The sequence below is a fragment of the Streptomyces sp. NPDC002306 genome (assembly GCF_053593435.1).
Window position 1 is genome coordinate 17,947 of the sequence record NZ_JBSFCK010000012.1, and the last position, 22,960, is coordinate 40,906.

Annotated in this window: 15 protein-coding genes; 4 read left to right on the plus strand and 11 right to left on the minus strand. The window is 73.4% G+C overall.

All coding sequences use genetic code 11. The annotated features are described in order from the left end of the window. Positions 1 to 36: 36 nt before the first annotated feature. Together ACWCQK_RS23505 and ACWCQK_RS23510 are read left to right on the plus strand one after the other, a co-directional pair. Positions 37 to 945, plus strand: coding sequence for an alpha/beta hydrolase (locus tag ACWCQK_RS23505; RefSeq protein WP_451157875.1), 909 nt, complete (start codon positions 37 to 39; stop codon positions 943 to 945). A gap of 154 nt (positions 946 to 1,099) precedes the next feature. Next, positions 1,100 to 1,819, plus strand: a complete 720-nt coding sequence (locus ACWCQK_RS23510; RefSeq protein WP_451157877.1) for a hypothetical protein — start codon at positions 1,100 to 1,102, stop codon at positions 1,817 to 1,819. Here ACWCQK_RS23510 and ACWCQK_RS23515 read toward each other — a convergent pair. Then, positions 1,812 to 3,236, minus strand: a complete 1,425-nt coding sequence (locus ACWCQK_RS23515; protein WP_451157879.1) for an amidohydrolase — start codon at positions 3,234 to 3,236, stop codon at positions 1,812 to 1,814. The two genes, ACWCQK_RS23510 and ACWCQK_RS23515, sit on opposite strands and share 8 nt — an antisense overlap. Positions 3,237 to 3,690: 454 nt before the next feature. On the opposite strand from ACWCQK_RS23515, the gene ACWCQK_RS23520 reads away from it, so the two are divergent. Beyond that, positions 3,691 to 3,864: a thiazolylpeptide-type bacteriocin gene (locus tag ACWCQK_RS23520; RefSeq protein WP_031179489.1), complete on the plus strand. Its 174-nt coding sequence runs from the start codon at positions 3,691 to 3,693 to the stop codon at positions 3,862 to 3,864. 146 nt (positions 3,865 to 4,010) lie between these two features. Here the strand turns inward: ACWCQK_RS23520 and ACWCQK_RS23525 are convergent, their stop codons facing one another. From ACWCQK_RS23525 to ACWCQK_RS23565, 9 genes are all read right to left on the minus strand, one after another. Further along, the gene (locus tag ACWCQK_RS23525; RefSeq protein ID WP_451157881.1) at positions 4,011 to 6,050 is read right to left on the minus strand and encodes a TOMM precursor leader peptide-binding protein; all 2,040 of its coding nucleotides are present in this window, start codon (positions 6,048 to 6,050) and stop codon (positions 4,011 to 4,013) included. Continuing rightward, positions 6,047 to 6,799: an ABC transporter permease gene (locus tag ACWCQK_RS23530; RefSeq protein WP_451157883.1), complete on the minus strand. Its 753-nt coding sequence runs from the start codon at positions 6,797 to 6,799 to the stop codon at positions 6,047 to 6,049. Before ACWCQK_RS23530 ends, ACWCQK_RS23525 begins: the two co-directional genes overlap by 4 nt. Continuing rightward, the gene (locus ACWCQK_RS23535; RefSeq protein ID WP_451158219.1) at positions 6,796 to 7,692 is read right to left on the minus strand and encodes an ABC transporter ATP-binding protein; all 897 of its coding nucleotides are present in this window, start codon (positions 7,690 to 7,692) and stop codon (positions 6,796 to 6,798) included. The genes ACWCQK_RS23530 and ACWCQK_RS23535 overlap by 4 nt, the downstream gene beginning before the upstream one ends. A 1,577-nt stretch (positions 7,693 to 9,269) precedes the next feature. After that, positions 9,270 to 10,541: a lantibiotic dehydratase C-terminal domain-containing protein gene (locus ACWCQK_RS23540; RefSeq protein WP_451157885.1), complete on the minus strand. Its 1,272-nt coding sequence runs from the start codon at positions 10,539 to 10,541 to the stop codon at positions 9,270 to 9,272. After that, positions 10,538 to 13,321 (minus strand): lantibiotic dehydratase, encoded by a 2,784-nt coding sequence (locus ACWCQK_RS23545; RefSeq protein ID WP_451157887.1) that lies wholly within the window; start codon positions 13,319 to 13,321, stop codon positions 10,538 to 10,540. The genes ACWCQK_RS23540 and ACWCQK_RS23545 overlap by 4 nt, the downstream gene beginning before the upstream one ends. 67 nt (positions 13,322 to 13,388) lie before the next feature. Continuing rightward, a complete protein-coding gene (locus tag ACWCQK_RS23550) occupies positions 13,389 to 14,978 on the minus strand; it encodes a nitroreductase family protein (RefSeq protein ID WP_451157889.1) in 1,590 nt (529 codons plus the stop codon). 90 nt (positions 14,979 to 15,068) lie between these two features. Continuing rightward, the gene (locus ACWCQK_RS23555; RefSeq protein WP_451157891.1) at positions 15,069 to 17,024 is read right to left on the minus strand and encodes a TOMM precursor leader peptide-binding protein; all 1,956 of its coding nucleotides are present in this window, start codon (positions 17,022 to 17,024) and stop codon (positions 15,069 to 15,071) included. Beyond that, positions 17,014 to 19,554: a TOMM precursor leader peptide-binding protein gene (locus ACWCQK_RS23560; protein WP_451157893.1), complete on the minus strand. Its 2,541-nt coding sequence runs from the start codon at positions 19,552 to 19,554 to the stop codon at positions 17,014 to 17,016. The genes ACWCQK_RS23555 and ACWCQK_RS23560 overlap by 11 nt, the downstream gene beginning before the upstream one ends. Positions 19,555 to 19,587: 33 nt before the next feature. Then, positions 19,588 to 20,679: an AfsR/SARP family transcriptional regulator gene (locus tag ACWCQK_RS23565; protein WP_451157895.1), complete on the minus strand. Its 1,092-nt coding sequence runs from the start codon at positions 20,677 to 20,679 to the stop codon at positions 19,588 to 19,590. A 280-nt stretch (positions 20,680 to 20,959) separates the two neighbouring features. On the opposite strand from ACWCQK_RS23565, the gene ACWCQK_RS23570 reads away from it, so the two are divergent. Then, positions 20,960 to 21,160: a hypothetical protein gene (locus ACWCQK_RS23570; RefSeq protein ID WP_451157896.1), complete on the plus strand. Its 201-nt coding sequence runs from the start codon at positions 20,960 to 20,962 to the stop codon at positions 21,158 to 21,160. 269 nt (positions 21,161 to 21,429) lie between these two features. Here ACWCQK_RS23570 and ACWCQK_RS23575 read toward each other — a convergent pair whose 3' ends face one another. Continuing rightward, the gene (locus ACWCQK_RS23575; RefSeq protein WP_451158221.1) at positions 21,430 to 22,698 is read right to left on the minus strand and encodes a phosphatase PAP2 family protein; all 1,269 of its coding nucleotides are present in this window, start codon (positions 22,696 to 22,698) and stop codon (positions 21,430 to 21,432) included. Positions 22,699 to 22,960: the final 262 nt, after the last annotated feature.

Genomic DNA, 22,960 nt, shown 5'->3' on the forward strand with positions numbered 1-22,960 from the left:
CCCACCGAGTGCCGCCGTCCACCGAGGAGGTTGTTCATGCTTGAGCGCGAGAACGTCGAATTCCAGGCCGACGGCGGTGTGACGCTGCGCGGATGGCTCTTCCTGCCGGACGGGCCGGGTCCGCATCCGGCGATCACGATGGCCCATGGCTACGCGGCGGTCAGGGACCACGGACTCGAACCCTTCGCGAAGGTCTTCGCCGAGGCCGGGTTCGTCGTTCTGCTGCACGACCACCGCACCTTCGGGGCCAGCGACGGCGAACCGCGGCAGGACGTGGACCCCTGGCAGCAGATCGCCGACTGGCGGCGGGCCATCACCTACCTGGAGAGCCGGCCCGAGGTCGACGCCGACCGGATCGGCCTGTGGGGCAGCAGCTACGCCGGCGGCCACGCGATCGTGCTGGGCGCGACCGAGCGTCGGCTGCGGGCCGTGGTCTCGCAGGTCCCGACCATCAGCGGGTACGAGCAGGGGCTGCGCCGTGTCGCTCCCGATGACGTGGCGGCACTCGAGGAGTCCTTCGCCGAGGACGAGCGGGCACGGTTTCGCGGAGAGGCTCCGCGCACCGTGGCCGTCGTCAGCGGTGATCCGGCACTGCCCGCGTCGTACCGGTCGCAGTCGGCCATCGACTTCTACCTGCAACCGAAGCCCGAGGGTGTGTGGGAGAACAAGGTCACGGTCCGTTCCAGCCGCGCGGCCCGCATGTACGAGCCGGGAACGTGGGTCACGAGGGTCTCCCCCACGCCCCTGCTCATGGTGGTCGCGCTCGACGACACGGTGACCGTCACCGACCTGGCACTCGCCGCCTATGAACGCGCGCTCGAACCGAAGCGGCTGCAACTGCTCCCGGGCGGCCACTTCGACCCGTACGTCGCGCACTTCGACCGGTCGAGCGCCGCCGCTCTCGCCTGGTTCCGCGAGCACCTCGCGGGACAGGCGAACGGCTGATCCCCCCGTGGGCGAGACGCGCCGCCGACCCGTTCGGCCCCATGGGCGGCTCCCCGCGGGTCGGCCGACGGGGCGCGCGGAAGGAAACGGGGGGGAGCTCAATCGAAAGAAACAACAGAAACAAGAGAAACGAAAGAGACGGAAGGAAGCCGACATGAGTGATCTACTCTCCGAGGCCATCGAAGCCCACGGCGGGGCCGAACGGTGGCAGGCGCTGACCCAGGCGCGGGCCACCCTTGTCAGCGGTGGTGACCTGTTCGTCATCAAGGGCCTGCCACAGGACGTCACGCCGCGCACGATGACGGTCCTGCTGCACGAGGAGCGCGCCTCGGTGGAGCCGTTCGGGGCTCCCGACCAGAAGACCGACTTCACGCCCGGACGGGTCGGCATCACGAAGCTGGACGGGCACGTGGTGGTCGAACGCGACGACCCTCGGGCGTCCTTCGCCGGACACGGGCTGGAGACCCCCTGGGATCCGCTGGACCGCGCCTACTTCAACGGCTACGCGCTGTGGACCTACCTGACCACGCCCTTCCTCCTCGCCATGCCCGGCTTCACGGTCACCGACATCGAGCCGTGGTGCGAGGGGGACGAGGCCTGGCCTGGACTCCGTGCCACGTTCCCGTCCCACCTCGCCAGTCACAGCACCCACCAGGAGTTCTACTTCGGCCCCGACCGACTCCTGCGGCGCCACGACTACCAGGTCGACGTAGCCGGCGGGTTCGCCGCCGCGCAGTACGTCTACGACTACGTGGAAGCGGACGGGATCAAGCTGCCCACCAAGCGCCGGGCGTACCGCCGCGACACCGCCGGCCACCCGCTCGTGGGCCAGGTCATGGTGTCGATCGATCTCAGCGACGTCCACTTCAGCTGACGTCACCGGACCCTTCACGAAGCCCGTCGGATCGGCCCGCCTGCGGCCCCTGGGCCCGACCGGACGTCAGGACCGACGGACCCCGGCGGTCGGCCGGGCCGGCCAGTCGGGCCAGGGCGGCCGTCACGAGTGCGGCCGTTCCGGTCTCCAGGGTGAGACGGACGCTCGGCAGGTAGCGGGGCGAGTGGTTGCCGGGCAGGCCACGGAACTTCTCGGCGGCCGCGGTGCCGGGGGCGGCCGCCCACTGGGCGGGTCCGACGGCACCGAGCATCCAGTAGCCACCGCGGATACCGGGCCGTCCGTGGAGGTGGGCGCCCGCGCCGGTGAGCAGGGGGAAGTCCTCGGTCGCCGAGCCGGCGGGCCAGCCCGTGACGCGGGCGGCACCGAAGGCGGCCACATGGGCGGAGCGGACGGCGGCCGTGACGTCCGGGTCGGCGACCGTGACCCCGGAACGGGACACCTCCGTGACGGTGACCCGCGGCGGCAGGGCCGCCGAACCCGCCTCGGCGCGGGCCACCCGTTCCACCGCCGAGGCGACGCGGTCGAGCGCGGCCTCGGAGAAGGCCCGCACGGTGACGCGCAGCACGGCCCGCGCGGCGATGACGTTCCCGGTGTGCCCCGCGTCCGTGGTGCGCAGCGAGGAGGCGGTGACGACCAGCCGCTCGGCGGGGTCGGTCTCGCGGACCGCGACGGCGGACAGCCGCGTCACGACCCCGGCCGCGGCCAGCAGCGGATCGGCGCTGAGGTGCGGGGTGGCGGCGTGGCCGCCGTCGCCCTCGAAGCACACCTCCAGCGTCAGGCTCCCGGCCAGTACCGGGCCGTCGGCGTGCGCCACCATGCCCGCGGGGAAGGCCGCCGTGTGCTGGGCGAGGACCACGTCGGGCGGGGTGATCCGGTCGTACAGACCGTCTTCCAGCATGGCCCTGGCGCCGCTGAGGGTCTCCTCGGCGGGCTGGCCCACGACGAGAAGGGTGCCGCGCCAGCTGTGGCGCCGGGCCGCCAGCCAGCGAGCGGCGGTCGCCACGCAGGCGAGGTGGGCGTCGTGGCCGCAGGCGTGCATCACGGGGACGGGCCGTCCGTCCGGTCCGGGGGCGGTCACCGTGCTCGCGTAGGGGACACCGGTCTGCTCGGCCACGGGCAGGGCGTCGAGTTCGGCGCGCAGCAGTACGGCGGGGCCTTCGCCGTTGGTGAGTTCGGCGGCGACTCCGTGGCCGCCGAGGCCGCGCAGCACGCGAAATCCGTCCGCGTCGAGCCGGTCCGCGAACTGGGCGGCGGTACGGCGTTCGGCGCCGGAGAGTTCGGGATGCCGGTGCAGATCCAGGTAGAACTCGATGGCGGATGGCAGGAGAGTCTTCAGGCCGGGCAGGGGGCCGTCGGAGTCCGTGCGGGTGCCGGATCTGTCGTGGTCGCTGGTCACGGGCGGGGCTCCAGGGTGTCGGCGGAAACTCACTGGTTCAGGGGGTGGGTGCTCGTGGGTGAAGTGGCGTGCGGGCCGCCGGTGTTGGCGGGCGGCGGGAAGACAAGTGGACCCGGTGCGGTGTCGGGCGGCGCCCGGCCTACGGCGGAATGGCGCCCGGCCCACGGCGGAATGGCGGCCGACCGGGTGGAGTTGGTCGGCGCGGTGACGGGCGGCACTCGGCACGCGGCGAAATGGCGCATGACGGGGCGGACTTGAGTAGCGCGGTGACGCGGGGCATCGGGGACCGGTGGGTGCGGGGGTGTCAGCGGGGTGACAGCGGAGAGCCAGGGGACTGACGTCGGTGCCGCGTAGAAAGGTGGAGCCCGAGGTCTTGGCCTCCGGCAGGTTCAGCGCATCGCCGGCCGGGGCTTTCCCGGCCGGCGGCCGGTCCCCGGACTCACAAGGAGACACCATGGCTGACAACACCCTCGCCTCCCTCGCCCAGGAGATCCTGGACCTCGAGTCGGAGACCTTCGAGATCACCGACTACTCGGACGCCAGCGAGGTCATGCTCGGCTCCTCCACGAGCTGTTCCTCCACCAGCACCTGCTCCAGCACCACCAGCACCACCTCCTGCACCGCCTGACGTCCTTCGTCGGGATCGGCGGTCCACGGCGCGCGCGTGCGCACCGGGGACCGCCCGCGTTCCACGTCCGACACCAGGGCTCGGCGTACGGGACTCGCCCCCGTCGCACGCGTCGAACTCCGCACCCTGCGCCGGGGTTCGACGGCTCACGGGAACGGGTGGGGCACCCGTCGCAGGTCCTCCTCCCGCAGCGGCGCCGGGACCAGACCGGCGCGGTGGGGCGCGGTCCGCAGGCGCGGCAGGTGCAGAGCGCGCTGCCGCAGCCAGCCGAAGTCGATCGGCAGCAGTCCGGGGGCGAGCGTGGCCACCGTACGCAGCCCCATCCGACGCTGCTCCGGCGTGGTCTGATCGACGGCGATGACGTCGCACCCGGCGCCGCCGAGCAGGTCGCACAGGAGAAGCAGGTCGTCCCGGAGGTCCTCGGAGCGCGGCCGGCCCTCCTCCCAGCCGGCGAACAGCTCGGCGAGGGAACCGACACGGGACGGGGCGAGGTAGCTCGCGGCGTGTCGGCGCATCGCGGGCAGCCCGAACAGCGCCGCGTGGTCCGGCAGCCGCTTGACCAGGTCGAAGTCTCTTGTCATGGCGGCGAGTTCGGCGGGCCGTTCGGCGACCTGGCCGGGCAGGTGCGGGATGTAGGTGAGGATCTCGGAGACGGCGGACTCGACGGCCGTCTCCGGGTCGAAGGAGGCGCCGGCCGCGAACGCCAGTGTTCCCGGCCCGTCGTCGCGGCGCACCGCGAGGCCGGTGACGACGGGTACCGGCAGATCCACCCGGTTGTCGAAGACGTGGACGTCGTAGCCCTGGAGCGCGGCCCGTGCCACCATCGCCCGTACCTTCGGACCACGGACCGAGGCCAGGTCGATCTCCGGCAGGGACAGGTCGCCGTACCAGCCGAGCAGGAAGGCGTCCCGCTCGATCAGCTCCAGGAGGCCGAAGAGGACGGCTTCCTCCCATGTCCCGCCGGTGGCACAGCCGTTGGAGCACTCGAAGACGAAGTTGTCCTCGCGGGTGCCCGCGCTGTAGTACACCAGCCGGGCCGGGACGTACACCGGACGCGCGTCGCGCAGCGACCAGCCCGTGACCCACGGCAGCGGCCTGGCCGGGTCGAAGGGCTCGACCATCGGGTCCTCGGCGTAGGTGCGGGGTCCGTAGAGTCCGCAGACGCGGGGGTCGAGGGCCCGGTCGCCGAGCTCGTCGAGGGAGGCGGTGACGACGGGGGCACGGTGACGGCGGTGGGTGCCCGCGTACCGTTCCAGTCCTTCCAGGAACGCGAGATCGCGGCTGCTCGCGTAGGAGTTGGCCTGGCCGCTCCAGGTGACGTCGGTGAGTCCGGCGTAGCCGCGCATGAAGACGCTGCCGGCGACGGGGGCGGTCGTGGGCGAGGTGACGTCGATCCAGGTGCCACTGCCGAGCACCCCGCACACCGGGTTGGCGAGGCCCTTGACCGGCAGGGGGTAGTCGGCGGGGCCGCGCAGCCGGTAGGCGTCCGGGTGCGGTTTCGGGCGGGAGGAGGGTGGCGCCGGGGCGGCCTCCTCGGCGGCCTGCCGGGCGGCCTCGTCGGTGAAGGGACGGCAGTACGGGCACATCGGCTCGGGCACCAGCGGGAAGGTGCGCACCCGGAGGGTCTCCAGGTCGAGTTCGGTGATGCGGGGCAGTGCGCTGTCGGCGCCCTCGGCGGTGTGCCGTGCGGCGCCGGTGGCGATCAGACGGTGCAGGGACCATACGGCGTCCACGGTGTGGTCCGGCAGCACGGGCCACGGGCCGGTCGCGGTGGTCTCCGTGCCGGTCTCCAGGGCCTCGCGCTCGGTGCGGGTGCGCAGCCGCTGCCGGCGCATGGCCAGGCAGGTCCCACAGGCGGGACCCGCCTCGGGGGCACCGCCCCAGGGGCCGAGCAGTACGGCCTGAGCGGTGAGATGGACGGCGGCGGCGCTCGGCGGCGCCGCCTCCCCTTCCCGGGGTGCGGTGGCCGTTGCCGTGGACGCGTGCCCAGGCACGGGCGCGGGCCCGGTGGGCGGCCGGCCGAGGACGTCGGGCGTGTGGCCGAGGACGTTGGCGTCGCCGACGCGGGAGACGGCCGGTGCGGGCAGGCCGGCCGTCGCGGCACGGGCCGCCAGTCGGGACTGGAGGTCCGCGCGGGCGGCCTCCAGGGGCGGGACGGCGGGGGCGGGGGCGGTGACGGTGGTCATGGCCGGTTGCTCCAGCGGAAGATCCGGGTGGCGATCAGCCCGAAGACCAGCGTGAACACGGCGAGTCCCGCGCAGTCCACGGCGATGTCGCCGAGGTCCCCACGGCCGCCGAAGGCGTCGGTGAGCCCGTCGTTGAGGTAGTGCAGCGGCAGGACCTTGGCGACGGTGCGCAGCCAGCCGGGCATGAGGTCGTCGGGGAAGAACGAGCCGGACAGGAAGGCCATGGGCACCATCACGATGTTGGCGATGGCCGCGACCGCCTCCGGGGTGTCGGCGACGCTGCCGACGACCAGTCCCATGGCGAGGAACGCGGTGACGCCCAGCACCAGGAGCGGAACGGCCGCCCACCAGGGGCCGTTGAGCTGGAGGCCGAAGAACGGCAGCAGGGCGACAGCGGTGAAGAGCACCGTCTGTACGAGGGCGACGCCCAGCGCCACGGTCCAGCGGGAGGCGAGCAGGGTACGCAGCGGGGTCGGGGTCCGCCAGATGAGGCGGAGCAGGTCGTCCCGGCGCCACTGCATCAGGGCGAAGCCTACGGAGAACACCGCCGCGTTGCCCACACCCCAGGAGAGCACGCCCGGGGCGATGTAGTTGATGGACGACATCCCGCCGTCGACCTGCTGGCCCTGGAAGATGAGGCCGAACAGGACCAGGAAGGCGAGCGGGAAGGCGAAGCTGAAGAAGAGGGTCGTCCTGTCGCGCACGCTCGCGACGTATGTGGCCCTCGTCAGTGCGGCGTAGGCGCTCAACGGTGGTGCTCCGATCCGGTGCCGGTCAGCGTCAGGTAGGCGTCTTCGAGAGTGGGAGTGCGGACGGTGACCGTGTCGATGTCCACGAGGGCCCCGAGGGCGGTGAGGACGCGGCTGGGGACGGTCGTCTCCAGGGCCAGGTCGTCGCCCTCGACGCTGACCCGGTCCACGCCCTCCACCGCGAGCGCCGCCTTGGGTGAGAGGCCGGCGGCGGGGACGAGCAGCCTGGTGGGGGCGGCGAGGGAGCGGATGAGGTTGCGGGGAGTGTCGAGCGCCACGACCCGGCCGCCGGCGACGATCGCCACCCGGTCGCAGAGCGCCTCCGCCTCCTCCAGATAGTGAGTGGTGTAGATGATCGTGCGTCCCTCCGCGCGCAACGAGCGCAGCACGTCCCACAGTTCGCGCCGGGCCTCCGGATCGAGGGCGGCCGTCGGCTCGTCCAGGAAGATCAGTTCGGGTTCGTGCAGCAGCGCGGTGGCGACGGCGAGACGCTGGCGCTGACCGCCGGAGAGGTGGTCGATGCGGGCGTTCTCCTTCTCGGTGAGGCTGACGCGCTCCAGTGCGGTGGTCGCGGCGGCCGGGTCCATGCCGTACAGGGCGGCGACCGTGCGCAGATGCTCGCCGGCGGTGAGGCGGGCGAAGAACGCCGACGCCTGTGTCTGGACCCCGATCCGGGCCAGCAGCCCGGTGTCGCGCGGCCAGGGGCTCTGCCCGAAGACGGTCACGGTGCCGGAGTCGGCTTCACGCATACCCCCGACGATCTCCACGAGGGTGGTCTTGCCCGCGCCGTTGGGGCCGAGGATGCCGAAGAACTCACCGTGCCGTACGTCGAGGCTGACATCGTCCAGAGCCGTCACCGCCCCGTACCGCTTGGTGACGCCGTGCACGGCGATGACCGTCCGGGGACCGGTGCCGGACGCGGTGCCGGCCTCGCTAGGTACGGACCTCGGGGCGGACCCGGTCTTCCCGGTGACGGACCCGGGGACGAGCTCCGACTTGCCGGGGCCGGACCCGGTCTTGCCGAGGACGGACTCGGTCTTGCTTTCGGGTGCGCTCATCGCCTCTTTCCTAGGGTGGTTCCGTGGGCCCGGGACATGCGGGAGCGGTCCGGTGCCCGTCGCCGGGGCGGGCTGCCCCGGCGTGGCGGTGGGGGGTGCGGCACTGGTGCCCGGGCGCCGCGGGGAGGAGGCGGGGGCACGTCCGGCGGACGGGGTCGTGGGGGTGGGCCCGGCGGGCGCGGAAGGCTCGGTACGCCGGGAACGGCCGTACGAGCCGAGTGCCCACAGGAGCAGTACGGCGGCGAGCAGGGCGACGGGCAGCCACCAGGCCAGGGCCGCGAGGTCGTCCGGCAGGACGGCGCGCAACGCGGCGCCGCACAGGGCGAGCAGCGCGGCACTCTGTACGGCGGTCAGCAGGGCGAAGCCGCCGTACAGGACACGGAGCCGGGGCGGGTAGGCGGCGAGGCCGGGACCGCGGCGGACCAGGGCGCGCGCCGCGACACCCGTGAAGTCGCGGCTGCCGGTGGCCAGTTGCGCGACACCGAGAGCGTGGCCGAGGGCGCGGTATCCGTCGAGGGGTGGCAGCGGCAGCAGGTTGGCCAGGGCGGAGACCACTCCGAGGAGGAGCAGCGCGCCGAGGGCGGGGCGGGCCTGGGCCTGCGCGGGGAGCAGCGCCCACACGGGATAGAAGGGCACCAGGAAGAGCAGGTTGGCGAAGACTCCGGCGCAGGCGGTGGCGACCTTGCGGCCGCGGCCACCGAGGAACTGGACGTCCTCCACCGCGCAGTAGAGGTAGGTGGCGCCGAGGATCCAGCGCAGCCCGATCTCGGTGACGCGACCGCCCCAGGCCCGTGCGAACAGGCCGTGGGCGAGTTCGTGGAGGGCGAGGCTGCACCACAGGACGCAGCCGACGGCGAGCAGCAGTACGGGCTGCCGTGCCGTCTCCTCGGTCTGCCGCCACAGGGTGCCGGCCTGGACGGTGACGGCGGCGAGCAGCGCGACGGCCGACGCGACGAGCGGGGCCAGTACGGCGGGCCGCCGGGCCGGGGCGGTGACCCGGTGCAGCCGGTCCATGAGCGCGGGCGCGTCGGCGACCAACCGGGTCCGCCCGGCGAGGATGCCGTTCGGCGGGTGGCCGGCCGCCGACGCGGCGGGCGGCGCCGAGGGTACGGCGGCCGGTGCGGGGCCGCCGTCGAGGAGGCCGCGACCGTGCAGCAGCCGCAGCATCTGCCCCCACTGGGCCTCGCCGAGCCGGGCGCCGAACTCGTCCGCGTACGCGTGGCCGATCTCGTCGAGGCTGCGGCTGCCGTCGAGCCGGACGATGATGAAGTGCTCCTTGGGGCCGATCTCCAGGCGCCGCCCGGTGCGCGGGTCCCTCAGCAGATGGATGCGGCCGGTGCCGCGCACCAGACTGGGGCCGAACACGACGTCGTCCCGTACACGCGGCCGGGCGGCGAGGAACGATCCGGTGCTCACCCCGCCCCTCCCGGCACGCGGCCGGCGGCCGGCGTGTCTGCGACGCCCCGGCCGTCGGCGCCCGGCTCGGCCGGCTCGGCCGGCTCGGCCGGCTCCCCCGCGTCCCCCGCGGTCTCCTCGCGCAGGGCGCGGGCCAGGACGTAGGAGAGGAAGGCCTCGTCGCGGATGGTCATGCTCAGCCGATTGTTGGTCATGTGCATGTACGGCGAGAGCAGCATGGGCAGCGCGTGGGCGGGGTCGGTGGGGCGCAGGTCGCGGCTGCCGTCCCACGCACGGAAGGTCAGTTCGCCGCGCTGAGTCAACTCCTCGGCACGGTCGCGCAGTTCGGCGCAGTGCTCGGCCCAGCCCCGCAGGAACGCCGGGAGTCGCTCCGGTTCGCCCCGGGACACCGCGTCCCGGATGCGCCGGAAGCGCTCGGGAAGGCTCGCGCCCATCTCGGTGTAGGCGCGGTCGTAGCCCTGGGTCGCGGTGTAGTTCGTCCCGTCGAACGCCCCGTTCCAGAAGGCGTGGTAGCGGTCGAGGAAGGCGAGCAGAGCCTCGTCGTCCTTGAGGAAGGTGCCGGACATGACCATCATCAGCTGGGCGGAGAGCCCGAGGAGCACGGTGCGCAGGTGCAGGTTCATCCCGCGCGCGGCCTCGACGACCAGGTCGCTGGAGTGCTGGAAGTGCCATTCGGCGAGCGCGATGCCGCTCGGGCCGCCGTACTTGCCGTACTCGGGCTCGTAGGGCCGGTCCTCGAAGGTGTTGTTGGGGCGCAGCCGCATCCGCCCGTCGGGGCCGAGGAACTCGGCGCGCTGGTCCTCGGTGTACTCCAGGGTGAACAGGGTCTCGTAGAGCTCGGCGAGGAAGCCCGCCTTCACCTCGTACAGCGCCGGGCGTTCGCGCAGGAAGGCGGCGAGCGCGGCATGTGTCCGCTCCCGGACGACGGGGGCGTCGGCGGGCCGCCGGGGGCGCAGGCGCAGCCGCAGGTGCGGGCCCTCCAGCCAGTAGTTGATGAAGAAGTACCCGTCGAGCAGGCCCTCCTCGGTGAGATCGTCCACCAGCGGCTTGACGCACTGCAGGAGCAGCGGGCGGGGGCTGGCGGCGTAGAAGACGTGCACGGCCAGCCAGTCGCCCCGGGCGTCGTCGGCGGGCGCGCCGGGCCCGTCGGCGGTGTCGGTGGCCAGGGTGACGGAGGAAGCGGAGGAAGCGGAGGAAGCGGAGGAAGCGGAGGAAGCGGAGGGAGCGGAGGGAGCGGTAGGAGCGGTAGGAGCGATGGGAGCGGTCATCGGGTTCGGTCCCCTTCGGAGAGGCCGGTCTGGCCGGTTGAGCCCGTTGGGCCGGGCAGCATCTCGACGGCGAGTTCGGCGACGTGCCGGCCGCGTGGTGAGGTGACGTGCAGTTCGCTCTCGCCGGGCAGCATCTCCTCGAAGACGGTGCGGGCCCGTCGGCCGGCCAGGAGACCTTCGAGCGCGGTGAGGGCGAGCGGGCTCTCGAAGTCGACGTACTGGGGCTTGGAGCCGCCGAACCAGCCGCCGCCCTCGCCGGAGCTCTCCTCGTGGACGGTGGCGAAGACCCGGGCGGGCAGCCCGTGCCGGACCCGCCAGCGGTGCCAGGCGAGATACCACTCACCGTCGGTGGCGTCGGGGAGGCGCAGCGGGAGGCTGCCGTCGGCAGCGGTCCAGGAGCGCCGCTGGAGCACGAGGGAGTGGTGGCGGACCCGGGGCCGCCGGGTGACACCCCCGTCCTGCGGCCCGGCCGGCACCCCGCGCCACACGTCCGGCACGGACCGGGCGGTCGGCGAGAACAGCAGCAGGGTGCGGGGGATCTCGGGCAGCACCATGGGGACGAGGTAGCCGAGGTAGAGCGGGACGACCTCGCGGTCCAGGCGCCGTGAGCGCAGCACCAGCCGGTCGGTTTCGGCGTCGTGCACGGCGTGGAGATCGTCGAGGTACAGCCGTGCCTCCTCCGGGGCATCGCTGTGCTCACCGGGGCAGACGATCTCGTGGTCGGTGAGGCGGCCGTGGAGGTTGAGGTTGGTGGTGGCCGCGCCGGCGGTGATCTCGGCGAAGACGGCGCCGGGCGGGAGCAGTCCGCGCAGTTCCTCGCGCAGCGCGTCCGTCAGGCCGGTGCCTTCGGTGCCGTCGAAGCAGTGGGTGAAGCGGGTGAAGGGGAAACACAGGCCGCCGAAGGAGTCGTTGAGCACGACCAGCGGATCGCCGTCGCGGCGGGCGAGTTGGAGGAAGTGGCTGTGCGGCTGGAAGGCGGGCGCGGCGGAGCCCAGCGCTTCGGCGACCTCGTCGACGACGGCGTCCTCGAGGACGAACTCCTCGGATCCGTCGGGGTGTTCGGCCCACAGGGCGCGCATCCGGGTGGTGAGGGCGGCGCGTGCCCGGTCGACGGCGGTGATCTCCGGCATGCCGAGCCAGTTCTCCTCCGGGGCGTGGCTGCCGTCGGGGAGGCGGTCGTCCTTGGTCGCGGTGAACTGGAGGTACTGCCGGAAGATGTCCTCGTGGAAGTCGTGGACCAGCCGCAGCAGGTCCTCGCACCGTCCGCCGGGTCCGAACCGGGCGAGGAAGAAGCCCTTGAGGGTGAGCCGTTGGGGCAGCGCGACGTCGAAGGCGGGCAGCACCCGGCCGATCGAGCGGAGCGGGGCGGCGGCGAGGGCGGTCCACTCGGCGAGGCCGGCGGTGGTGGTGCCGGCGGACACGTCCTCGTAGACCAGGGTCCGCGGCAGCACGGGCCGTTCGGCGCCGAGGTCGCTCTGGAGGGCGAGGAGGTCGGCGCGGAGGCCGCTGAGCAGGGCGCGGCGGCCGGGGACGTCCGCCGCGGGGTAGCGGGCGAGAGCGTCGGCCGGTCCGTCCAGGCGTGCGGCGAGCTCGTCGGCCCAGGGGCGTTCGAGTGCGCGCAGGGAGTTCTGGAAGGCTCGCAGCGGCTCACGGTCGTGAACTCCTACGGCGAGGGTGGGCAGTTGCAGCATGCCGAGGTCGAGCAGGGCCGTGAGGTAGTGTCCGGCGGCCTCGTCGTCGGCGCCGGTGGTGGTGGCCAGCCAGTGGGCCAGGTCGCCGTGGCGGAGGGTGCCGTCGTGGTCCCGCAGCCGGGCGAGCATGCCGTCCAGGGTGCCCCGGCGGCGGAGGAAGAGGAGCCGGTCCTGAGCGGCGTCGAAGCTGACCGGGGCGCTGTCGTCGCCCGCGGTCACGGCCCGCTGGACGTAGCGGACACGGTCGTCGTCCAGCTTCCATCCGGAGGCGAGGGCCACCGGCAGATCGGCGCGGCGCCGTGGGTCGGCGGCGACGAGTTCGGCGAGCCGGGTCAGGACGACGACGTTGAGCCGGCAGTGCCCGGTCCAGTCGTCGCCGACGCGGGTGGCGGCCGGTACGTCGTCCGCGCCCGCCGTCCGGAAACCGCCGAGGGCGACACCGGTGAGCGTGCTGAAGGGGCTGGTCTTGCACGCGGTGCGGTAGACGTAGGAGAGCAGGGAGCGCTCCATCTTGCGGGCCCGTTTGCCGGGTACGGGGGCGGGGTCGGCGGCGAACGCGTCGAGCCGCTCCTCCAGGGTGGGCGAGGCGAGCAGCAGGCCCCGGCGCAGCCGGTCGTCCAGGGCGAGTTCGCGCAGGGCGGCGCGGGTGCGGGCCAGCCCGTCCGCGAGGACGGTCTCGCCCTCGGCGCGCAGTGCGGCCCAGCGGACGCGGGCGTCGAGCCAGGTCGCGAGGTCGGCTCCGGTACCGCCGCCGATGCCGGCGGCCAGGGCGCGGGCGGCGTCGAGGTCGTTCGGCAGACGGTTGTTGAAGACGCTGCGGCGCAGCGCGAGCAGCCGGCGGCGCAGCGCGGCGTCCTCGGTGGCGCCGACCACGGCGGACAGCGGGTCGCTGAGGGCGGCGCCGAGGGCGGCGAGCCGGTCCTCCTCGGCGGCTGCGCGGGCGGCCCAGTCGGCCGCCTCGGGGGTGCGCAGGGCGACGACGGTGTCGGCCGGCAGACCCGCTACGCGCAGCATGAAGCGGCCGTGCAGGGCCGCGGACTCATCGGAGACGGTGGGGTCCTGGGCCGGGCTGGTGACGGTGGGGCTCACGCCCTCCCCCTTTCGTGTGGGGTGTGCCGCGGTCCGCGGTCCTTCTCGGGCCGCGCGGGGGTTCGGGTCACGGCGCGACGATGTCGTAGCGGTAGTCGGCGCAGCGGGGGCGTTCGTGGCCGATCATCACGATCAGCAGCGGGATCTCGCCCCGCTCGGCCAGCCCGAGTTCCTCCTCGAAGGAGACGCTGTCGAAGCCGAGGGCGACGCCGCAGCCGGTGCCCGCCGCGGAGGCGGCGGTGTAGACGGCCTGGGCGACGGCGCCGACGACGGCGTTGACCAGGCGGTACCCGCGGTCCCCGACCGAGTCCAGCACCGCGTGGGTACGGGCCACGGGCACCAGGACGGCGGCGGCCTGCTCCACGTTGTAGTTGGCGAGGAAGTAGTTCCGCTGGAGGAAGGGGCCGTAGTCGCCCGCCTTCATCAGCACCAGCTCGCCGGTGTCCCGGTCGTACTCGTAGAGACCGGGCGGTACGTCGCGGACATGGTTGACGAACACGCACAGCCGGGTCAGGGGCGCGCCGCCGGACGATTCGGCGTCGCTGTCCAGCGTGCCCGCGGCGATCGCGGCCCGCAGCGTGGTGGAGAGCCGGGCCGCGTCGAGCGGCTCGGCGGACGTGAACCGCCCGAAGCTGCTGCGGCGTTCGCGCAGCGCACGGCGTACGGGGACCTCCAGCGGCACGGGCTCCGGGAGCGGGACGCGGTCGCCGGGCGCGGCGGGAGCGGCGAGGGAGCCGTCCAGGACGCCGGGGGCGGGCCGGTCGACGGCGCCGTCCAGGGTGGCGGTGTGCATGCGGCGCAGGGTCGGGAAGGACAGCACCCGGCGGGACTTCTCGTCGGGCACGCGCCGTACGGCGGCGCGGGGCGTCGGCGGCGCCGGCGCGGCCGGGGCGGTACCGGCCCAGCGCAGCGGTACGACGGCGAACACACCGTCGTCCTCGGGATCCAGGCCGAGCAGCCGGCCCAGCCGCGGCTCGTCGAACCAGAAGGCGCTGCCGAGGTGAAGCCCGTGCGCGCGGGCCCACATGCGCCAGGTCTGCACGAGGGCGCCGATGTCCATCGTCACGGCGTGGTAGCAGAAGCTGTTGTATTTGAAGGAGTTCTGCCAGAACGTCACGCCGAGAACGAGGAACTGGTCGGTCCCGGCGGCTTCTCGCAGGTCGCCGAGAGCCGCGCGGACCTCCGCGCTCACGTCGCCGGACAGCAGCCGGGTGAAGCGGTGGCGCGGGGTGTCGTAGTAGTGGACGCCCGGGGTCAGCGGGCCGCTCGCGCCGCTGATCCAGTGGACGCCGATGGGGTAGAGGCCGCCGCCGGAGGCGGTGCCGCGGGACCAGTTCGCGTGCGAGTAGAACGGCAGGGAGCCCAGGTCGGTGTTGGCCTGGACGGCGAGCCTGCGCCCGGTCAGACCGTAGGAGTCCCGGAGCATCGCGCCGAGCAGCGGCAGGGTGAACGCGCCGGTGCCGGACCGGCCGAACAGGCCCCGGTCCAGGGTCGCTTCCTCGGCGCAGCCACCGTCGGGCAGCGGCACGGACGGGGCGCCGGGAAAGTGCTTGCCCTTGCGCGGGCGGTCGGACCAGTCGGGGACGAAGTCGGCCGGTTCCATGGGGACCCGGCCCCGCCGCATCACCGCGGTCGCGTACTCATGGGCGTATCCCACGATCACTCCCTCTTCTGCTCGTGACTGTCTGTGGTGGGGCGCCGGGAGCGAAGTGCCCCGCGCCGGAGGGCGGACGACTGCGGCAGAGCGTCAAGGGAACGGGTGCGGGGCCGGGTTGAGGTCGGCCGGTGACAGGTCGTCGCCGCGCAGTCCGGCCTCGCGCAGCGCCGTGCGGACGCGGGGCATCAGGGGGCCGCGCTGCCGGCTCCAGCCGAAGTCGATCGGGATCAGACCGGGCACGAGGACCTTGACCGTGTGGAAGCCGAGGGCTCGCTGTTCGGCGGCGGTCTGGTCGACCACCACCACGTCGAACCCCCGCGCCGTGACGGCACCGACGCAGGCCCGCACGTCCTCCCGCAGATCGGCCGAGGGAACCAGGGCTTCGGGCCCGGAGGCGAGCGAGGACAGCGGCACCCGGTCCGTCCCGTCCCGGCCGCGCAGCAGGAAGTCGGTGTACGGGCCCATCTCGGGCAGCCCGTACAGGAGGGGGTGGTCGTGGAGCACGCGCACCTCGTCGAAGTCGTCCGCCATGCGGCGCAGCCGGCGCTCCTCGCGGGCGGTGCGGCGGCGGAGGTTGACGGAGTCGGTGGCGATCTCGCAGAGGCCGCCGGCGAGCGCGTCCTCCGGATCGAGGGAGGCACCGGCGCCGAAGCAGAGCAGTCCGGGTCCGCCGTCGACGCGTTCGGCGACCGCGGTCACCACCGGCACCGGGAAGGAGACGCGGGTGTCGAAGAACCGTGCCCGATAGCCGTACATCGCCAGCCGGTCGACCATGGCACGGGTGGCCGGCCGGGTGCTGCTCGACGGGTCGATCTCGGGCAGCCGGGCCCGGCCGAACCAGGCGAGCAGGAACGCGTCGCGTTCGACGGTCTCCATCAGCCCGTGGTAGACGGCCTCGGCGAGACTGCCGCCGGAGGCACAGCCGTTGGAGCTCTCCTGGACGAAGCGCCGCCGCACGCCGCCCGGCGCGTGGAAGTACGCGACGATCTCCGGTACGAGAACCGGCCGTTCCTCGCGCAGCGACCAGCCCCACACCCACCGCACCGGGCGGTCCGGGGCGAAGCGGGGCGCGTCCGGTTCGGCGGCGTGGAAGGCGTCGGAGTAAAGACCGGTGACGCGCGGGTCGACCGCCGTGTCACCGAGGTCGTCGAACGCGGCGGTGACCACGGTCCGCTTGGCGCGGGCCCGCATTCCGGCGTACCGCTCCAGGCCCTCCAGCAGGCCCACGCGCACGCTCGCGCCGTACGTCCCGGTGTGACCGCCCCAGTAGCACTCCCGCAGGTAATCGCCCGAGCGCGTGGTGAACGCGCCGACCGTGGAGGAGGTCGAGGCGGACGTCAGATCGGGTACGACGGACGGGCCGAGCATCCCGGTGACCGGGTTGGCGAACGCCTCCGGCACCAGGTCGTAGGCGTCCAGCGGGCGCAGCCGGAAACCGTCCGGCGCGTGCTTGGGGCTGGACTCCAGGGTGATCCGGGCGCCCTCCGCCGTGTCGTCGGGGTGCGCCCCGCAGGACGGGCACTCGCCGTCCGGCACCAACGGGAACCGGGCGACGCGCAGCGTCTCCAGGTCCAGCAGCCAGACCCACGGATGGCGGGCGGCGCGCGGCCGCCGGGCCGTCGCCGCGACGAGGGCGGACAGGGCGTCCGCCACGAAGTCGGCCCGCCACGGCGGGGCGCCGGTGGCCCGGATCTCCCCGCCACGCTCGATGGCGTCCCGGAGGTACCCCGCCCGTACCGACTGCCAGCGGCGGGCCAGACACCCCGCGCAGCCCGGCCCGCCGTCCACGGCCGACGGGCCGATCACGGCATGGTGCCCGTACAGCCCGATCGGTACGGCGCCGGGGGCGAACTCAGGCGTCCCGTCGCCCAGTTCGTCGCGGCCGCCGAGCGGGACCACCACCGCCGGGGGCGTGCCGGGATGGCGCGTCGCCCGCTCGGCGAGGGCGTCGGTCAGGACGGCGCAGACCTCGTCCCACGGCCCGGCGGGCACCAGTCGCGGTGGCGCGGCCCGGTCGCGTGGCGCTGCCACGGTGTCAGTCGGCACGGTGCGCTCCGCGGGTCAGCAGGACGCGCGCCGCGTGGAGGTGGCCGGCCGCGAGGTCGGGGGCGGGCAGCGGCACCGCGAGGGCGTCCCGGCCGGCGGCGGCGAGGCCGTCGAGTACGGCGGCCCAGGTGGTGCCGGTCTCCGGCAGTGGTACGACACCCTCGGCGACGAGGGTGGTGGCGTCCAGGTCGGCCCACACCGGGTCGCCGAGGTCGGGGTCGTCCGCGGCACGGCGCAGTTGCTCGGCGCCGAGCAGGTCGCGCAGGGCGTCCCGTACGGCGTCGCGGTGCCGCAGGCCGCTGCCGGTCGCCCAGCGCACCGCCCCGGTCTCCGGATCGGTGAGGCGGGCCAGGGCGACCGGCAGCAGACCACCGCCGGTGGCGGTGAGGTCGAGGACGTCGACGCCGACGCCGACGCCGAGGTTGTCCGCCGAGCGCAGCAGGAAGAGCGTCTCGGGGTCGGCCGTGAGGGAGGACCGGTCCACGGCGGGCACCGGGGCGGTGCGGCGGACGGCGCCGCGCAGCGCATCGAGGGCGAGCGCGGTCGCCAGGGCCCGGGCGAGCGCGGCCCGCGGGCTACCGGCGGCGCCGGTACCGGCCGAGCTCCGCTCGAACAGGCCCAGGTCGTTCCAGCCGCCCAGGGTGCGGACGGCCGCGGTCGGCACCAGCACGGTCCGTCCGTCGGTCAGGGAGACGGCCTCGCTCCAGTGGGCGACCCGGTCCGCCGGGACGTCGAGACCGGTGGAGACGGCGAGTTCGGCGGGTGCGACGCGCGTCCACTTGCCGGCCGCGGCGGCGAGGGCGGGAGCGTCGAGCACCCGGGGCGGGACGACGTGTTCGGCGTAGACCTCCGCGGCACGGAACAGCGCGGTGAGGCGGGCACCGGCCACGGTGTGGATGTCGGCGGCGGAGATCCGGCGCGGCCGGCCGGGCGCGATGCCCAGACGGACGGTGCTCACCTTGAGCGGGGTCTGCTCCCAGTCGTCGTCGGCGAACGCGGTGAAGACGCCGGCCCGCTCGTGGACGAGGACGGCGCGCTCCTCCAGTGCCGCGAGCAGGGTCCGGGCCGCGTCCTCGTCGGCGGCTCCGTCGGCGGGCAGCCCGGCGGGCTCGTCGTCGGCGTGCGGCGCGCGCAGCACGGCACCGGTGAGAGCGACGGGTCCGCCGACGTGGGTCTCCTCGCCCGCGGCGAGGCCTTCGGCCGCGCCGGTGCTCGCGACCACGGCGGTGACCTCCACGGCGGCGGTGTCCTCGGCCGTGCCGGTGACATCGCCCGCGCCGGTGTCCGCGGCCGCGGCCATGTGCTCGGCCGCGCCCGTGTGCCCGACCACGCCGGTGTCGTCGGCGTCGTCGGCGTCCTCGCTCGCGCAGTACGGGCAGCGCGGGTGTGGCAGCAGTGGTTCGGTCAGTACGTCGAGGGTGTCGAGGTCCTGGACCACGATCTGGTTGCGGGTCTCGGCGGGCAGCGCCTCGGTGGCGAGGCGGAAGACCTCGAAGGCGAGGAGGTTGCCGAGCATGCCCGCGAGCGGGCCCACGAGGTCGGGCGAGGGGGCGCCGAGCGGGGCGGCGGGGCCGACGGAGGCCCACAGTTCCGCGCTGTCCGCGGCGTCGGCGCCCGCGCCGAGCCGCAGGGCGGCGCAGCACCAGCAGCCGGGGGTACCGGCGGTCATCACCGGGCCGACGACGGCACGGTTGCCGAACGTCCACGCCCCGAGCAGGCGGCGTCCCGCGGGCACGCCCTCGGCGAGCAGCCGCAGCAGCTGACGGCGCCCGGCCGCACCGGTGACCAGGACGGTGTCCCAGCCGTCGAGGTCCCGCCAGCCGTACGTCCCGTCAGCCGACGGGGCTCCCTCGTACGGGACTTCGAGCGCGGAGGCCGACGAGGCGGAGAAGGTTCTCGCGGCGGGCGCGGGCAGGCGGACCAGCCGGGGGGCGCAGCCGGCTTCGGCGAGGGCGGCCGCCTCCGCGTCGAGGTCTGCCGTGCCCTCGACGCCGTGGAGTTCGTGGGAGAGCACCTCGTACGGCGCCTCCGGTCCGGTGACGGCGACGGAGGCACAGCCGTTGCGGAGCAGACCGAGCGCCGCCCAGCGCGCCAGGGCGTCGTCGCCCAGGACGGCGACCGGGCCGGAGCGGAAGCGCTGGAAGCGGCCGGGCGCGTCGTCGGCGTAGTGGTCGAGGTAGTCGAGCTGATGGGCGAATCGTTTCGCTACCTGCGGTGACACGGTGTCCGACGGCGGCGTGAGCCCGGCGTCCCGGACGAAACCACGCGCGTAGAGCGCGCGCACGAGTTGGATCACCATGTCGCGCTGCTTGTCCCCCAGGCCGGCGCACAGCTCCTCGACCCGGCGCTCGCCGTCGAGGTGGGGCACGAGCAGTGTGGCGAAGCGGTAGGCGGACTGGGTGACGACGTTGAACCCGCCGTGGGCGTTGTGGAAGAGCACCCCGGACGGCGTCCGGGTGAACAGGACGTCCCTGCGGATGCGGGGTCTCGACCGAGCGATGTCTTCGTAGGACGCGGGAGCGTGAGCCATGGGGTGCGAAAACCTCCGAAGTGCGGGGGACGGTCAGCCGGCGGTCGACGGGGGGAGGTCCGTCGGGTCGGGTGGGACGGCGGCCGGCAGGCTGGCGCCGGCGGCCTGGACGAAGAGCCGGAGCAGATCGTGGACGCGGAAACGGCCGGACGGGTCCTCCTCCAGCAGCCCGGCGTTGACGAGCGCGCGCAGGACCAGGGTGCCCGGGGCCGGCGGTGAGGCCCGTCCGAGACCGGTCGGTACGTCGGCGGCGGCAGGCGGCGGTACGCCCGTCGCGGGCGACACCGCGCGCCCGTCGGTCGGTTCGCCGCGCAGGACGGCGCCGTGCAGCTCGCGCAGCGCCGGACCGGGCTCCACGCCCAGCTCCGAGGTGAGGTAGGCGTGGATCCTGCGGTACTCGGCGAGTGCCTCGGCACGTCGCCCGGAGCGGTACAGCGCCTCGATGAGCAGGGCGGACAGCCCCTCGTGCCCGGGGTCGGCGCGGACCGCCTCGCGGGCCTCGGCGGTCATCTCCCGGTGCCGTCCCAGGCGCAGTTCGCCGTCGAAGACGCGCTCGACGGCGAGGAGCCGCTCCTCGGACAGGCGGGGCACATGGTCGCGGTGGAGCTCGTCGGAGTGGACGTTGCCGAGGAGGGGGCCCTTCCACAGGCGCAGCGCGGTCCGTGCGAGGTGCAGCGCGGACTCGGGATCGTCGCTGGCGCCGGCCCGGGCCAGCAACTCGCGGAACCGCAGCAGGTCCAGGGTGTCGGCGTCGGCGTGGAGCCGGTAGCCGCCGGGCACGGCCTCGATGGCGTGGCCCGCGACGCCGTATTTCGCGAAGAGCCTGCGCAGTCGCAGCACGCAGGTGTGCAACGCCGACCGTCCACCGGCGGGGGGCCGACCTCCCCAGACCACGCGCTGGAGCAGATCGGCGGAGACGACGGCGCCGGGATGCAGGAGCAGCGCGGCGAGCAGTGAACTCGGTTTGGACGGCTGTAACACGACCGTCTCGTGGCCGTCGGTGATGGCCAGCAGTCCCAGCACCAGGAACCGGGGGCGGCCGGTGACGGCCGCCGCGGCGGCCGTCCGTTCGGGGAGCGCGCCGTCGGGCGCGGGGGCACCGGTCTTCACCACAGCCTTTCGCATCGCACGGTGGGTGGGGTGTTCCACCAAAGGCCTAGCAGGACAACGCACTTGTCCACGCCAGGGATGTGTGGCGGGTACAAGTGCGCTACCGAGTGGGGAACTTAGATTCGATCAGGACACCACGTCCAGTGGTTGGCATGAAACAACTGGTGATGTGTGTGGCTGCCGAAGATCTTGATGCCCATGTGCCGGGATGTGGTTTTGGCGGGCGGCCCGCCAGGGCATACGCTCCGGGAGAAGTGTCGCGGGGTCCCCGTACGCCGCACTCAGGGGAGGATCCATGCCGTGGTGGGCGCTGATCCCGGTCGTCTCGATGATCACCGGGCCTGTCGCTCTGTACCTCATGACCCGGCGCAAGCGCCGGCCCGAGGTCGCCGATGAGCGCTACGACGAGCTCTCGCGGAAGTACACCGCGCTGCTCGAGGACTCCACCTCAGGCGAACTGCCCAACGGCCGCGCGCGTTACCCGGATTCCCACTGAACGTCGGGCGCACGCCCCCGCACGCAGGAGACGGTGACCGCGGACGGCCGACCGCAGGCGGCCATTCACAGACGGCCGTTCACGGGCCCGGGACTACGAACCAAGGACTACTGACCGCGGATCGCCGATCGCCGATCGCCGATCGTCAGGCCTAGCCGCCCAACGTCGTTGAAGGGCACGGCGACTGCCGGCCCCGACCGGCGCACGTGGTCCAGCACGTTCGACAGGGGCCGGGGCCGCGAGCGTCCTCTTCACCGACGCGACAGGTCTCAGACGAGTTCGGGTTGCAGATCGGGCTTCAGCACCGGCGCCGTCTCCGGTACCCACAGCCTGGTGGTCCGTGCGTAACGGTGGATCACCGAAGCCATCGCCAGCAGGAGCAGGGGTCCGAACACCCAGGGGTGCGCCGCCATCTCGACCGACAGATAGCGATACGACAGCAGGAGCGCGGCGAAGACCGTCGTGCCGTACGCGACCAACTGGGCTCCCGACCGGTCCCAGCCGCGTTCGAACGAGCGCATCGCCGCCTCGATCGTGAAGGCGAACACCACGCCGGCCACGAGATCCGCGCCGTAGTGGTAGCCGAAGCCCAGCGTCGCGGAGAGTGTGGCGACCAGCCAGAACGTGCCGGCGAACCGCAGGATCCGCGGACCCCTGCGGGAATGGATGAAGATCGTGGTGGCCCAGGCCGTGTGCAGGCTGGGCATGCAGTTGCGCGGGGTGATCTCGTCGAACGGGATCGAGTGCGGGGCACCCGTCGGCAGCGTGTTCGGCCACAGGTCGGCCACCGCCCACCGTCCGCCGTCGGCGCCGTAGGCGAAGACCGGACCGACCACCGGGAAGATCATGTAGATGGCCGGCCCCAGGAGGCCGATCACCAGAAAGGTGCGCACCAGATGGTGTCCGGGGAAGCGGCGCTCGACCGCCACGTTGCGCAGTTCGTACAGCGCGACGATCACCGCGGCGACCGCGAGCTGGATGTAGACCCAGTCAAGGACATGGGCACCGATCGAACCGGTGGCCTGGACGACCCGGCCCGCCAGCCACGACGGGTTGCCCAGCGCGTGATCGGCGTTCGCCATGTACGGGTCGAGCACCGTCGGGCGGGTCTTCGACGTGATGAGCAGCCAGGCGTCGCCGGTCTTGCGGCCGGTCACCAGCAGCAGAGCCAGTCCGACGCCCTTCAGCAGCAGGACACGCTCCCGTCCGGCGCGACGCGTGACCGCGATGACCGCGTAGCCCAGAATCACCCACAACGCGCCGTTGCCGAACATCATCTTGGCGCCGACCGCCCACCGCGCCAGGAAGAAGGCGACGTCGATACCGACCGCGACACCGGCCGCGATGAATCGTTGCCGCCACGGGAGCACCACCATCATCAACGCCATGCTGGCGTACAGCAGTGGCCCCGATTTGGGTGCGAATATCACCTCGCGCGCCTGATTGGTGATCGGCCCCGGCACGTCGTAGCGGCGCGCGGCGATCTCCAGCGCGACGAGGAACCCGAGGGCCACCACGCTCACCGCGACCCACAGCATCACCTGCGGCCGGTGCCGCAGGAGCGCGGTTCTGTACTTTATTCGCGAGAAAGTCCGCGACGATATAGATATCAATTGTTTGACCGATTCGTTACGTATTAACTAAATAAGTCACTCTTCGTGCTACGGAGCATTGCCTACCGGTGAAGAAAAGGTAATGAGGGCGATCATGTTATAGGAGCGGTACGGGTGGGATTCGCCGGTCGCGGGCGTCAGAAATGGCCATTCGAGCTCCGGGGCTGTTCTGCGGTCCGCCTGGTTC

Excerpts from the sequence above, each read along its gene's own strand:
- ACWCQK_RS23505 (WP_451157875.1), top strand. The coding sequence starts at position 37 with ATGCTTGAGCGCGAGAACGTCGAATTCCAGGCCGACGGCGGTGTGACG.
- ACWCQK_RS23510 (WP_451157877.1), top strand. The coding sequence starts at position 1,100 with ATGAGTGATCTACTCTCCGAGGCCATCGAAGCCCACGGCGGGGCCGAA.
- ACWCQK_RS23520 (WP_031179489.1), top strand. The coding sequence starts at position 3,691 with ATGGCTGACAACACCCTCGCCTCCCTCGCCCAGGAGATCCTGGACCTC.
- ACWCQK_RS23525 (WP_451157881.1), bottom strand. The coding sequence starts at position 6,050 with ATGACCACCGTCACCGCCCCCGCCCCCGCCGTCCCGCCCCTGGAGGCC.
- ACWCQK_RS23540 (WP_451157885.1), bottom strand. The coding sequence starts at position 10,541 with ATGACCGCTCCCATCGCTCCTACCGCTCCTACCGCTCCCTCCGCTCCC.
- ACWCQK_RS23560 (WP_451157893.1), bottom strand. The coding sequence starts at position 19,554 with ATGGCTCACGCTCCCGCGTCCTACGAAGACATCGCTCGGTCGAGACCC.
- ACWCQK_RS23565 (WP_451157895.1), bottom strand. The coding sequence starts at position 20,679 with ATGCGAAAGGCTGTGGTGAAGACCGGTGCCCCCGCGCCCGACGGCGCG.
- ACWCQK_RS23570 (WP_451157896.1), top strand. The coding sequence starts at position 20,960 with ATGCCGTGGTGGGCGCTGATCCCGGTCGTCTCGATGATCACCGGGCCT.
- ACWCQK_RS23575 (WP_451158221.1), bottom strand. The coding sequence starts at position 22,698 with ATGCTGTGGGTCGCGGTGAGCGTGGTGGCCCTCGGGTTCCTCGTCGCG.